At 62.3% G+C, this 13,180-nt stretch carries 11 protein-coding genes; 4 read left to right on the top strand and 7 right to left on the bottom strand.

Annotation, left to right across the window (positions count from 1 at the left end; genetic code table 11):
* Window positions 1-39: 39 nt before the first annotated feature.
* The 3 genes from PLAV_RS18935 to PLAV_RS09905 all read right to left on the bottom strand — a co-directional run bounded on the left by PLAV_RS18935 (window position 40) and on the right by PLAV_RS09905 (window position 3,704).
* Complete coding sequence (locus tag PLAV_RS18935; RefSeq protein ID WP_168713187.1) at window positions 40-1,017, bottom strand: SGNH/GDSL hydrolase family protein; 978 nt, start codon at window positions 1,015-1,017, stop codon at window positions 40-42.
* Between the two features lie 282 nt (window positions 1,018-1,299).
* Entirely contained in the window at window positions 1,300-2,745 is a 1,446-nt protein-coding gene (locus PLAV_RS09910) for a vWA domain-containing protein (protein WP_012110867.1), read from the bottom strand.
* 11 nt (window positions 2,746-2,756) lie between these two features.
* Window positions 2,757-3,704 carry an AAA family ATPase gene (locus tag PLAV_RS09905; RefSeq protein WP_012110866.1) on the bottom strand — a complete coding sequence of 316 codons (948 nt, stop codon included), beginning with the start codon at window positions 3,702-3,704 and terminating at the stop codon, window positions 2,757-2,759.
* A 222-nt stretch (window positions 3,705-3,926) separates the two neighbouring features.
* Here PLAV_RS09905 and PLAV_RS09900 point away from each other — a divergent pair, with 222 nt between their 5' ends.
* Entirely contained in the window at window positions 3,927-4,283 is a 357-nt protein-coding gene (locus PLAV_RS09900; protein WP_245545112.1) for a type II toxin-antitoxin system RelE/ParE family toxin, read from the top strand.
* A gap of 16 nt (window positions 4,284-4,299) precedes the next feature.
* Window positions 4,300-4,608, top strand: a complete 309-nt coding sequence (locus tag PLAV_RS09895) for a helix-turn-helix domain-containing protein (protein WP_012110864.1) — start codon at window positions 4,300-4,302, stop codon at window positions 4,606-4,608.
* Here the strand turns inward: PLAV_RS09895 and PLAV_RS09890 are convergent, their stop codons facing one another.
* From PLAV_RS09890 to PLAV_RS18930, 3 genes are all read right to left on the bottom strand, one after another.
* A complete protein-coding gene (locus PLAV_RS09890; protein WP_012110863.1) occupies window positions 4,609-5,739 on the bottom strand; it encodes an aromatic ring-hydroxylating oxygenase subunit alpha in 1,131 nt (376 codons plus the stop codon).
* 308 nt (window positions 5,740-6,047) lie between these two features.
* Window positions 6,048-7,361 carry a cytochrome P450 gene (locus PLAV_RS09885; RefSeq protein WP_012110862.1) on the bottom strand — a complete coding sequence of 438 codons (1,314 nt, stop codon included), beginning with the start codon at window positions 7,359-7,361 and terminating at the stop codon, window positions 6,048-6,050.
* A gap of 139 nt (window positions 7,362-7,500) precedes the next feature.
* The gene (locus PLAV_RS18930; RefSeq protein ID WP_049767757.1) at window positions 7,501-8,181 is read right to left on the bottom strand and encodes a TetR/AcrR family transcriptional regulator; all 681 of its coding nucleotides are present in this window, start codon (window positions 8,179-8,181) and stop codon (window positions 7,501-7,503) included.
* Between the two features lie 200 nt (window positions 8,182-8,381).
* Between PLAV_RS18930 and PLAV_RS09875 the strand changes: the two genes are divergently transcribed.
* Window positions 8,382-10,451, top strand: coding sequence for a 3-hydroxyacyl-CoA dehydrogenase NAD-binding domain-containing protein (locus PLAV_RS09875; RefSeq protein ID WP_202944040.1), 2,070 nt, complete (start codon window positions 8,382-8,384; stop codon window positions 10,449-10,451).
* An 82-nt stretch (window positions 10,452-10,533) separates the two neighbouring features.
* Window positions 10,534-11,232, top strand: a complete 699-nt coding sequence (locus PLAV_RS09870) for a glutathione S-transferase family protein (RefSeq protein WP_012110859.1) — start codon at window positions 10,534-10,536, stop codon at window positions 11,230-11,232.
* Window positions 11,233-11,237: 5 nt separating this feature from the next.
* Here the strand turns inward: PLAV_RS09870 and PLAV_RS09865 are convergent, their stop codons facing one another.
* A complete protein-coding gene (locus PLAV_RS09865; RefSeq protein WP_012110858.1) occupies window positions 11,238-13,166 on the bottom strand; it encodes an acyltransferase family protein in 1,929 nt (642 codons plus the stop codon).
* Window positions 13,167-13,180 lie beyond the last annotated feature (14 nt).

The following is a 13,180-nucleotide window of genomic DNA, read 5'->3' as shown; positions in this document are numbered from 1 at the left end:
AATGCGAAGCGTGGGACGCAACGCGCCGCGCGCTTTCGACTAGTTTGTCGCGCCAAGCCAGAGCCAATCGTCGGATCGGCCGGGCCGCCTGTCCGCCATGTCATACTTCGCCTCGCCGGGCGTTGCCGTTGTTTCTTCCACGGCGCGCAGCATCACTGGCGCGGTGGTAGCGATGCGCGGAGCCGTAGCCTCCGTGATGTCGGCCAGGATCGCATCCGCAACCTTTCCGCTCAGAAGTTCATAGCCCGCCATCGTGAAATGGATGCCGTCTTCCGCGCGGAGGAGACGCGTGCGGCCGAAACGGTCCTCGCCATAGGCGGTGTAGCTTCCGTCGGCGCCCGATGCGAGGCCCTCGGTTCGCACGAAGTCCACACCATTGGCGAGCGCCCGCTCCTCGAATATTTCGTTGAAGCTCGCCATATCGGCACCGAAGCGCGGGCTGCGCATCACCGGCAATTGGAGCCAGTAAATACGGGCACCCGTTGCCTGCAGCGTCGCTGTGAAGTCATCGACGCGACGCTTGTAGACCTCGCGCCAGTTATCGTCGAAAAGCGCATAGCGCACGCCGTTTTCGACGATCGGCTGACGGTCGTTGGTGCCCATGACGACGACGGCGATGTCGATTTTCGTCTCCGCCGCGATCTCGCGGACGGCCTCGTTCCAGTCGTAATAATCCTGACGTGAAAAGCCTGTGGCGACGCGGGATTTCTTGATGACGTTGAACCGTTTGTCCTGCCGCAGCACGTGATAGAGGCCCGCCCACATACCGTCGCCGAGCGAGTCTCCCAGCACGACGACGTTGTAACGATCCGTCTTCGCCGCCGGAGCGGAAACCGCAAGCTCTTGTTTTTGTTCAGGAATATCGACCGGAGGCGTGATCAGCGCCGCGCTCTCGACAGAGGGAGGCGCGAGACGCAGCGGCTCCGCTTGCGCGCTTGCCCACCAGAAGGCGGCGAGCGGCAGCACGAAAGCGAGTGCCAGCGCGAGACGCAGCCGGCTTCCCGATTCGGATTTCACGATGGCCCGCCCCGCCATTTCGCCCCCAAGACACTCAAAATACTCAACGATTCCAGGCAGTTGTGACGCATATCCGCCGCCGCAACTTTTTCCGCCGCATGGCCCTGCTGTGCAGACATCATGCCCGCCGGAAGCCACCCCTGATGGCCCGGAATGGGACAAATCTTAAACCTGTGGCGGTCCATTTGCCTAGACCGTCATCAAACTGTCACCGGACTGTCATGAAGAAAAACCGGGCGGCGCCATCGCGGTTCCGGAAAATATTTAATCCCCGGTTTTGGCCTAGGTCGCGGTGCGGAGAAGTTCCGAGACGACGCGCTCAAGGTCCTTGAGCGAGGCGCAGGTGACCGCCTTGTCGCAATAGGGCTGGAGCTTGCGCATTTCGCTGTCCCCGGAATTCCACATCGTGCGCGGCTCCGGGTTGAGCCAGATGACGCGGCGGGCGCGGGCGTGAATCTTTTTCAGGATATCGCCGCGCGGGTCGCCATAGTTGGAGCGGGCATCGCCGAGGATGATGACCGTGGTGCGATGGTCGACATCATCGAGTGCGATGTTTTCGAAATCCATCAGCGCCTGACCGTAATCCGTGGAGCCGCTGCCGAAGTCCCGCAATACCTCGACCAGCGCATTTTCCAGCGTCTCGCGCTCGAACAATTCCGTGGTCTCGCCAAGCTGGCCGGAAAAAGCGAAACTGCGGACGCCCGGCAGAACCTCCTGCAGCGAATAAAGGAACATGAGCAGGAAGCGCGCCACCTGCGCGACCGACCCGGACACATCGCAAACCGCCATGACCTTCGGACGGTCGATCTTCGTCTTCTTCCAGATCGTGTGGAACAAGAGCCCGTCGAACTCGATATTGGCGCGGATCGTGCGCCGGACATCGAGCGTTCCCCGCCGCGCCACCTTCTTGCGCCGTGAGTGGAGCGCGATCAGCCGCTTCGCCATCTTGCGAACCAGCTCACGCATGATCCGCATATCGGAACGGTCGATGTTGGAGAGGCGCACTTGCGAGAGAACCTCCTCACGCAACTGCCGTCCGGCATTGGCGGTGAAGATTTCGAGCTGCTTCTCGACATAGTCGCGAACCTGCCCGCGCAACTCGTCGCGCGCCTCGCGCAAGCGTCCGGCGCCTGCTTCGTTGCCGCGCCGCTCGCGATTGTCGATCTCGTCATTGAGACCGTCGAGCCCCATGATTTCCATGATGCGGCGCGTATACATGCCGCGCTGCGTGAAAAGCCTTATGCGGTTCAGTTGCGCGCGGCGCGCACCCTCGGCAAGCGCCATCTGCAATTCGGCCTGGTCGCCACGCTCAAGCATTGCCACGAGATCGGGCGAGGGCGGCGCATCGGCATCGCCTTGCCGCTCGCCGCTCGTGCCGCCGCCGCCCGGCGCTGGCATACCGCCCGACTGCGAACCCTCTTCGCCATCCTCGCTGTCGCCCTCGCCGCCGTCACTCTCCTGCGGCTCCGCCTCTTCGCTGTTTTCATTGGCGGCAGGGGGCCGGTCCTTGAACTGCTCGAAGGAGAAGAAGGTATCGAAGGTCTCCTCGAAAGCCTGCTTCTCATCCTCGCTTTTGGCGAGCACCTGCGACAAGGCATTGCGAAGTGTCTGCCTGTCGTCGAGGCCGACGATCCCCACGACATTGCCGGCGTCGATCGACTCCGAGGTCGAGACACGAATATCGGCCGCGCGAAGCGCCCTGATGAAATCGCCGAGGACTTCGCTCATGGGAGAAGCCCCTACCCCGCCTGCACGGCTTTCGACACCAGTGCGTTCACCTCGCCATCGACATTGTCGATGTCGTCCTGGAATTTCAGCAGCACGTTGAGCGTGTTGCGGACGAGATCGGCGTCGAGTTCGCGGGCATGGAGGAGGACCATGGTGCGCGCCCAGTCGATGGTCTCGCTCACCGCCGGAAGCTTCTTCAGGTCGAGCTGGCGCACCCCCTGCACGAAGGCGACAAGCTGCGTGCGCAGACGCGCCTCCATTTCCGGCACGCGCGACGCGATGATGCGCTGCTCCAGATCGGAATCCGGGAACGGAATGTAGAGATGCAGGCAGCGGCGCTTCAGCGCGTCGCCGATCTCGCGCGTGTTGTTGGAGGTGAGGAAGACGATCGGCGTCGTGCGCGCCTTGATCGTGCCGAGCTCGGGAACGGAAATCTGGTAGTCGGAGAGAAGCTCCAGCAGGAAAGCCTCGAACTCGTCATCCGACTTGTCGATTTCGTCGATCAGCAGCACCGCACCGCCCGGCTGCCAGAGCGCCTTGAGAAGCGGACGCGGCTCAAGAAATTCTTCCGAAAAGAAGGTGTCGTCGAAATCATGCAGCCGCGCCATGGACTCCTTCAAGCCCTGCGCGCCCGACATCAGATCACCGAGCTTCTCCTTCAGCACCTGCGTATAGAGAAGCTGCTTGCCGTATTTCCACTCGTAAAGCGCCTTCGCCTCGTCGAGACCTTCATAGCACTGGAGACGGATGAGCGGCTTGCCGACAAGCTCCGCCGTCGCCTTGGCGAGCTCGGTCTTGCCGACGCCGGGCGGGCCTTCGATGAGCAGCGGCTTTTGCAGTTTTTCCGCGAGAAAGAGCGAGGTGGCGATATGCGCGTTGCAGATATAGCCGCGGCTCTCGAACCCCTTGCGGACGGCCTCGATTTCCGCGTGAGCGCCTGTTTCTTCGACTTTATTCAACTGAACGACGAGAGGCGCGACGGCCCCTTCCCTGATTGGTGTAATTTTTATTGGGGCAACCTAGCACAGCGCGACAAGGCCCCGTCATGCCAAAGCCTCCCCATTCTGTACAGGCCCGGCAGCCATGTTGAACGCCCTTGAACACATCAGGCGAAGAGGATATCACGGCCGTTTTTGCCAAAACTCGCCCATTGGGTTGATTTTAATTGAAAAACTCGCCCATTGGGTTATATTCAATTCATGCAGACGGTGGCCGAGACCAGCATCTTCCAGAAACGCGCGGCGGCCCTTCTGAGCGAGGACGAATACAGCGAGTTGATCGCGTTTCTTGCCGAAAATCCGGAAGCGGGCGATGAGATCGTGGGAACGGGCGGCGTGCGCAAGGTCCGTTTTGCCGCCGGTGGCAAAGGTAAAAGTGGCGGCGCCCGGGTCATCTATTACTACTACGCCGAGAACGCCCCGCTTTATGCGTTGATGATCTACGACAAGAACGAAAAGGCCGACCTCTCCGCCGCGGATCGAAAGGCAGTTTCGGTCCTGGCCGCCGCGATCAAGAAAGCGGCGAAACAGAGAAAGTAGAAGAGGAGTATCGACAGTGAGCGATTTCGCCAAGGAACTCATCTCTTCCATGGAAGAGGCGCTCGAACATGCCAGGGGCGGCAAGACCGGCGTCCGTGTTCATACGGTTGCACCCGTGGATGTGAAAAAGGCCCGCAAGGCGCTGAAGATGACGCAGCCTGATTTCGCGCGGCTTGTCGGCACCAGCGTTTCCGGTTTGCAGAAATGGGAGCAGGGAAAGCGGCAGCCGGGCGGGGCGGCGCGAACGCTCATCACGCTTATCATGCGCGCGCCAGAAGCGGTGCGGGACGCTCTCGAGGAACGCGACGAAAAACTGTCGGCCTGATCACGCCTTGACCAACTCTCCCATCAGCCATTGTTGGTGCTGGTGGATCGCCGCTTCGAGAGGGCTGAGGCGGCCGGGCACCGCCATGCGGCTTTCAAGCCCTTTCTGAACGCCTTCGCAGGCGGCGATGTCCTCGATATGGACAGCGGTGGCCGCTTCGCGGAGAAATTCCTTCAACGCCTCCGCGTCCGGCACGTCGAGCGAGCGGGGATGGGCGAAGAGATAGATGGTGAGGCGGAAGCTGCCGGCACTTTCGATTTCCATGCGGTACCAGGTGACGGTGTCCACAAAGACGGCGAGCAGCATCGAGGGATAGATGTTGAAGACGGAGAAGCCGCGCCGCGCTTCGTCCGGTATGTCGGGCAGCGGCGGGAAGAGCGGTTCGGAGAGTTCATTACCCTTGTGCGGCATCCGCAATGCCGCGAAGGGGCCGCGCGCCTCATCCGCTTGGGACATGGCGGCCGGGTAATTCGGCTCGAAGGTTTCCGGGTGGATGGCGAAATGGTGATAGGCCTCCATGAAATTGTCGGCCAGCACCTTCCAGTTGTATCGCTGATCGAAGACGACGCGGCCGACGATTTCGAGCTCGTCCATCTTCCAGGGCGCCAGCTCTTCGCCAAGCGGCGCGAGGGCCGCGGCGAGCGGCGCTGCACGCCCGTCGAGATTGACGAAGATGAAACCGTTCCAGACCTCGCAGGCGAAGGAGGGGAGCGCGCAGGCAGCTTCATCGAGCGGCGAGGCGCCCTCCATCAGCGGCGCGGCCATGAGCGCGCCATCCAGCGCATAGGTCCATTTGTGATAGGGGCAGGAAATCGTGCCGGCATTGCCCGCCCCTTCCGCGAGCAGCATGGCGCGGTGACGGCAGACGGCGGAGAGAGCGCGCACGACGCCGTCACGGCCGCGCACGATGAGAAGGGGTTCGCCCGCGACGTCGATGCGGAAACGGTCGCCCGGCTTCGGGATTTCGGCGACATGGCCGACCGAGACCCAGTTGCGGCGGAAGATCCGTTCCTTCTCGGCCTCGAATATCTCCGTCGAGGTGTAGAAGCGGGACGGCAGGAGGCGGGCATCGGCAAGCGGCCGCCCGACGGCGGCTGCGCCTTCCTTCAGGAGTTCCGCGATTGGCTGCATGATCCGCTCCTGTTTCGACCGTTCGGTTGAAATTAGGATGGGAAGCGGGGGAGTGTCAAATGATGTCGTGGGCCTACCCTCCAACACGTCGTCATGGCCCGGCTTGTCCGGGCCATCCACGTCTTCAACTTCCAGAGATGCCGACAAGACGTGGATGGCCCGCATTAAAGCGGGCCATGACGGGGGTGTGTTGAGAGGGTGTCGGGAGAAACGGGACGTGAGTAGATCAACGTCCCCCTCCCCAAACGGCTTTCAGCCGTTTGACCCTCCCACAGGGGGAGGGTGGTAGAATTTGCCAAACGCTTCCCCTACTCCCGGACGATGACCGGGAGTTCGGTGATGCCGCGGATGAAGTTGGAGCGGAGATATTTGGGGTCGCCGACGACTTCGACCTTCTTGAAGCGCTTCATGATCTCTTCCCAGAGGATGCGCAACTGCATTTCGCCGACGCGGTTGCCGATGCAGCGATGGATGCCGAAGCCGAAGGAGAGATGGTGGCGCGCGCCTTCGCGGTCGATCAGGAATTCATTGGCGCGGTCGATCTTGCTGTCGTCGCGGTTGCCCGAGACGTACCACATGGCGACCTTGTCCCACTTCCTGATCTTCTTGCCTCCAAGCTCCGTATCTTCCGTCGCCGTGCGGCACATATGGGCAACCGGGCTCTGCCAGCGGATGATCTCCGAAACCATGTTCGGGATGATGTCCGGGTTTGCGATCAGCTTGGCATATTCATCCGGATACTGATTGAGCGCGAGGACGCCGCCGGTGATGGAATTGCGCGTCGTGTCGTTGCCGCCGACGATGAGGAGCAGCATGTTGCCGAGATATTCGTTCGGCGGCATGTTCTTCGTGGATGGGCTATGCGCGAGCAGCGAGATGAGATCCGAACCCGGATTGGCGAGCCTGTCTTTCCAGACGCCGTCGAAATATTCCCAGCAGTTCCAGAGTTCCTTGAAGCCTTCTTCCGGCGTCTCGAAATATTCCGGATCGCCGAGCCGCTCCACCGTGTCCGACCAGTGAATGAGCTTGTGGCGGTCTTCCTGCGGCACGTTGAAAAGCGTGGCGAGGGTGCGGCCCGTCAGCTCCACCGACACCTGGCGCACCCAGTTGAACGTTTCGCCGCGCGGCAGCGCATCGAGAATGAGGCCGGCGCGCTCGCGGATCAGCGGCTCGAGATCGGCGAGGTTCTGCGGCGTGAACATCGGCTGCACCGCCTTGCGCTGCTCGTCATGCTTGGGCGGGTCTTCCATGATGAACATGGGCAGATAGGTGAGCGGATCGGGCTCTCCCTCGATGCGCTGGCCGCCGAGGCGGATGCCGCCATTTCGGATGTCGGAGGAGAAAATCTTGTGGTTGGTGTCGACATGCATGATGTCTTCGTATTTCGTCACCGACCAATAACGGCCGTAAGGCCCGGTCTCGTTCAGGTGAACCGGGTCTTCCTTTCGCAGCCGCTCGAAATAGGGAAGCACTGTGTTGGCGGCGAAAAGCTCGTCATGCGCGGGGTCGAGTTCTTCGAGCGGAATGGACCAGGGATCCCGATTGACGTCGATCTTCCACTTGGCGGCGAGATCCGCGTTACTCCGCGTGTAATCCCGCCCTACCGACACTTGCTCGCTCATGGCCGCCTCCTCCGGTTGTTGGGGCTTAATGTATGCCTCAAACGGAAAGAATCCAGCGCGACAGATCGCCGTCCCTCTGTGGAGCGGGTCGAAATTTGTAGAGCGCGAAAGGAGGAAATATCGGCGCGAAGTGAAACGCTCAGCGTTTTGCCGCTTCCACCTTCACCGAGTCCATGTCTCGTCCATCCGCCAGCACGCCGCGCACAAGGAGCGTGGCGACCTGCTCCGCGGTTTGCGCCATGCGGGCACGGTCTTCGCGCTCGGCCCATGTAACCGAATATTCCGTTGCGGCAAGCATGGCCTGTGCGACGGTGGCGGCATCGCAAGCCACGAATTCGCCTTTCGCGTGACCCTGCTTCAATCGGGCGGCGAGCCAGGCGAGAAGTTTCTGGCGCTGCTTCCAATAGGCGCCCATGCGCGCATCCGAGAGGCTGCCATGCGAGAGAAGCCAGGTGCAGTCGTAAGGCGCTGCGCAGAGCAGCTCGATATCGGAACGGAGATAGAGATAGAGCCGCGCGGCCTCGGAGAGCGCCGCCTTGCCGAGCCGCCGCTGCGTGGCGAGCGCGGGCGCGAGCACATCCTCGACCATCGCATGGACGATCTCTTCCTTGGAGGGGAAGTAGTAGTAGAGGGAGGCCTTCTTCAGCCCCGCCTCAGCCGCGATTTCGCGCACGGAAGCGCCGGCGATGCCCTTGGCACGGAATAGCCGGGCGGCGGCGGCGATGATGTCGGCGCGAGGATCGGCCGAGGGCGCGGCATTGGCGCGAGGTCGCCCGACGGCCCGGCTGCCCGTTTCCGATTTTCCGCTGCTGCCTTTCAACGCCTGCCCCTTCATGCCGCGACGCGAACCGGCCCCGACGCTAGCACAGGCGCCGCCCCTGTTCATGCCCGGACCGGGGGCCGAACGCGACTGCACATGGGCGGCGGTAGCGCCGGGCGGCACCGGCGCTATAATCCCCGCCTCGAAACCCCGGGATATAATCCAGAACGATAAAAGAGGCAGGGAGCGCCATGACCGCAATCAACGATGTCACCACGCTTGAGACGGTGGGCGAAGTCGCCGTACTCACGCTGAATTCGCCGCCCGTGAACGCCCTTTCCGCGCCCGTGCGCGAGGGGATCAACAACGGCATCAAACAGGCGATGGAGAACGACGCCGTGAAGGCGATCGTGCTGATCTGCGAAGGCAAGACCTTCATCGCGGGCGCCGACATCACCGAATTCGGCAAGGCGCCGGCGGGCCCGAGCCTGTTCGATGCGCTCAACATGATCGAATTCGCCTCGAAGCCCGTTATCGCCGCCATCCACGGCACGGCGCTGGGCGGCGGCCTCGAAGTGGCGCTGACCTGCCATTACCGCGTGGCTGTGCCCTCCGCCAAATGCGGATTGCCGGAAGTGAATCTCGGCCTGCTGCCGGGCGCGGGCGGCACGCAGCGCCTGCCGCGCATCGTCGGGCCCGAAAAGGCGCTCGAAATGGTGACGAGCGGGAGCCATGTCGGCGCGAAGAAGTGCCTGGAGATGGGGCTCGTCGACGAGCTGACGGAAGAAGGCAAGCTGCGCGACGGCGCCATCGCCTTCGCGAAGAAGATCGTCGCCGAGAAACGGCCGCTGAAGCGCGTGCGCGACCTGAGCGACAAGGTGGAAGCGGCGCGCGGCAAGCCGGAGATTTTCTCCGAGTTCCGCAAGGCCAACGCCCGCAAGTTCCGCGGCTTCCTCGCGCCCGAATACAACATCCAGTGCATCGAGGCGGCGGTGAACCTGCCTTTCGATGAAGGCATCAAGGTGGAGCAGAAGCTCTTCCGCGAACTCGTCACCGGCACGCAGTCCGCCGCGCAGCGCCATGTCTTCTTCGCCGAACGCCAGGTCTGGAAGCTGCCGGATGTGCCGGCCGACACGCCGACCATCCCCGTCAACAAGGTCGGCATCATCGGCGCCGGCACGATGGGCGGCGGCATCGCCATGAACTTCCTCAATGTCGGCCTCCCCGTCACCATCGTGGAGACGAAGCAGGAAGCGCTCGACCGGGGCATCGCAACCATCCGCAAGAATTACGAGAACTCGGCGAAGAAGGGCCGCTTCTCCATGGAGGAAGTCGAGAAGCGCATGGGGCTTCTCACCGGCTCGCTCGAGATGGAGGCGCTGGCCGACAGCGACCTCGTGATCGAGGCCGTGTTCGAGAACATGGATGTGAAGAAGCAGGTCTTCTCGAAACTCGACGCCATCGTGAAGCAGGGCGCGATCCTCGCCACCAACACGTCCGCCTTGAACATCGACGAGATCGCGACCGCCGTGAAGCGGCCGGAAGCGGTGATCGGCCTCCACTTCTTCTCGCCCGCCAACGTCATGCGGCTCCTCGAAGTCGTGCGCGCCGACAAGACCTCGAAACCCGTCATCGCGACCTCCATGCAGCTCGCGAAGAAGATCGGCAAGATCGCCGCGCTTGTCGGCGTCTGCCCCGGCTTCGTCGGCAACCGCATCCTGGCACAGCGCCAGCGCGAGGCGCAGAAGCTGATCCTCGAAGGCGCCATGCCCTGGGATGTCGACCGCGTGCTCTACGATTTCGGCCTGCCGATGGGCCCCTTCGCCATGTCGGACCTTGCCGGGCTCGATATCGGCTGGTCGAAGGAGAAGTCGCAAGGCGCGACGATCCGCGACGTGCTGTGCGAGATGGACCGCCGCGGCCAGAAGACGGGCGCGGGCTTCTACGATTACGACGAGAACCGCAACGCGAAGCCCTCGCCGGTCGTGGAAAAGATCATCCTCGACTTCGCCCAGAAGAAGGGCATCAACCGCCGCAAGATTTCGGACGACGAGATTCTGGAACGCTGCATCTATCCGATGATCAACGAGGGCGCAAAGATCCTCGAGGAGGGCAAGGCGATCCGTTCCTCCGACATCGACATCGTCTGGATCAACGGTTACGGCTTCCCGGTCTATCGCGGCGGCCCGATGTTCTACGGCGACACGGTGGGCGCCGACAAAGTGCTCGCCAAGATGAAGGAATTCCAGGCGCAGATGGGCGACGACTTCAAGCCCGCGGCGCTTCTGGAAAAGATCGTCGCGGAAGGCAAGAAGTTCTCGGACTTCTGATCGAATGACGGGGCGGCACCGCAAGGGCCGCCCCGAATTGCTTTTGGGACCTTCAGCGCCGCCGCCAGTTAAGGAGAACCGCATGACCATTCGCCTCTACGATCTCGCCGCGACGGAAGGCCGCCGCCTCAGCCCCTTCTGCTGGCGCAGTAAATATGCGCTGGCGCATAAGGGCCTCGCTTTCGAGACGGAGCCTGTCGGCTTCACCGATATTCCGAAGCTTTGCGGCGGCCAATACAAGACCGTGCCGATCATCGAGGATGGCGGCAAGACCGTGTGCGACAGCTGGGCGATCGCCGATTACCTCGATGCGACCTATGGCGACAAGCCGCTCTTCACCTCGCCGCAGGAAAAGGCCGGCGTGCGCTTTTTCGATACGTGGTTTTCGCTCGAAATCATGACGCGTATGTTCCGCATGTTCGTGCTCGACATTCACGACCGCGCGCGGCCCGAGGACCAGCCTTATTTTCGCGAGAGCCGCGAGAAGATGATGCGCGGCGCGACGATGGAGCAATTCGTGGCCGGACGGGAAGAGAAGCTGCCGGAACTCCGCCACGCGCTGCGGCCGCTGCGCATGACGCTCGCGGGACAGAAATGGCTCGGCGGCGAGGTGCCGAACTATGCCGACTACATCGCGCTGGGCGGCTTCCTCTGGGCGGCATCGGTGCTGACGCTGCCGCCGCTCGAAAAGGACGATGCGCTGCACGACTGGCTGAAGCGCGGCTTCGACCTCTACGGCGGCCTCGGCCACAGCTCGAAGACGGAAGCACTGGCCGCCTGACGCGGCTACTCGAAAGCCCGCTCGAAGATACCGGCATTTTTCTCGGCAAAGCGTGTCGTGAGATGATCGGGGTCGTGATAGACCATCGCGCCGTTGCGCCTGCCGTAGCAGAAACGCCTGTCGCACAACACGTCCTCGATGCCGATCCATTTCACATTCTCCGCCCGCCGGAGGGGAGAAAGAATGGCCGCCACTTCACGCCACTCCTCGCGGTAGGCCTGCGCGGAGATTTTCTGGTCACGTGAGCCGCCGAACATCATCGCCTTCGCCAGTGCTTCGGCACCGAAATTGTCGGAGACCGGGATGTCCCGGAACAGAATGAACTCCTTGTCCGGATAATCCGCCGCGAGCTGGACCAGGGCGTCCGGGACGGCATCCTCGCCTTCGACCAGCTCGGAGCCGCGAACATAGGTCTCGTCAATGGCTGCTTCCCAATAGACGACGATAATGACGAGATCGATTGCCTCATCGGCGAGGACCGCCCGCAACCGCCGGTCCATTCCGGCATATTGCTTCTCATGCGCAAGCATCCGATAGCTCAAGGTAGGCCGCCAGCCGGGATCGGTGAGCTGATAGCCTGCAAGCTCCTTCTCCTCCGCTGCCTCGAACAAGCCTGCAGCGGTGGCGGCGGCATGACTGTCGCCGACAAGGACGAAACTCGGCTTGGCCGCCGATGCGCCGCGAATGCAGAGATCTGTCAGCCTTGCCTGCCGCTCGGTCGCGTTGTGACACTCTTCGAAGCGCGCATCGCGGTATTGCGAATTCTCCAGCACGTTCCGCACCTCTTGCGGTAAACGCTGCGGAAGACCATCGCCGAGATAGACGAAGGCAGCCGCAGCCGTTGTAACCGCCATAGCACCGCCGGAAAGCGCAAAGAGGCGCCGCCGCGTGAAGAACTGCCTGTTGGTACGGAAGGGCGCTTCGACATATCGCCATGACAATATGGCGAGCAGGAGCGAGAGAAGGACCGCGGCGGCAAGATGATAAGCACCGGCAGCGGCACCATAGTAATATTTGACAAAGACGATCACCGGCCAGTGCCAGAGATAGAACGAGTAGGAGATGAGGCCGATGAAGCGGAGCGGCCATATGGCAAGCAACTGCCCTGCACTCGTCTCCCGGCCGCCCACCGCGTAGATGATCAACGCCGCGCCGAATGTTGGCAGCAGCGCCGCCGCACCCGGAAAGACGGTCGTTGCCGAATAGAAGATGGACGAAAAAAGGATCAAGCCTATACCGAAATAGGAAAGCCCCTCCGCCGCCAGACGGCCACGAACGGGACCGAGCACGCCGAGCGCGAGCAGCGAGCCGAGCATCAGTTCCCATGCGCGCGTCGGCAGCCAATAGAAAGTGGCGACCGGCTTGTAATAGGCACCCCATGCCGAAAGCGCGAAGGAGACCAGACTTGCCGCAACGATCAGCCAGATGAGCAAGCCCTGCGACCGCTTCAGACGCGCAAGCGCCCAGACGGCAAGCATCAGCACGACCGGGAAGAAGAGGTAGAATTGCTCCTCCACCGCGAGCGACCATGTGTGAAGCATGGGCTTGGTTTCGGCCGGCGCGTCGAAATAGCTGCCCGACTGCGCCCAGAAGAAGATGTTGGAGAGGAAAAGCGTTGCCGCGACGATGCTAGCCGCAAGATTTCCGTAGTCGTCCGGCAGCATGATGAACCAGCCGATAGCGGCCGTGACGGCCACAACGGCGAAGAAGGCAGGCAGGATGCGCCGCGCGCGCCGCTCGTAGAAGCGGATGATGGAAAACCGGCCCGCATCGATCTCCGTCTTGATGATGCCGGTGATCAGAAATCCAGATATGACGAAGAAGACATCGACACCGACATAGCCGCCCGAGAAGAGTGGGACACCCGCGTGGAACAGAACGACGGGCAGCACCGCCAGAGCCCGCAATCCATCAATATCGGGACGGTAATTCATGTCGACCGCAATCC

The organism is Parvibaculum lavamentivorans DS-1 (assembly GCF_000017565.1).
GTDB classification, from domain to species: domain Bacteria; phylum Pseudomonadota; class Alphaproteobacteria; order Parvibaculales; family Parvibaculaceae; genus Parvibaculum; species Parvibaculum lavamentivorans.
Note: the sequence above shows the minus strand (reverse complement) of the source record. Positions and strands in the feature narration are given on the sequence as shown.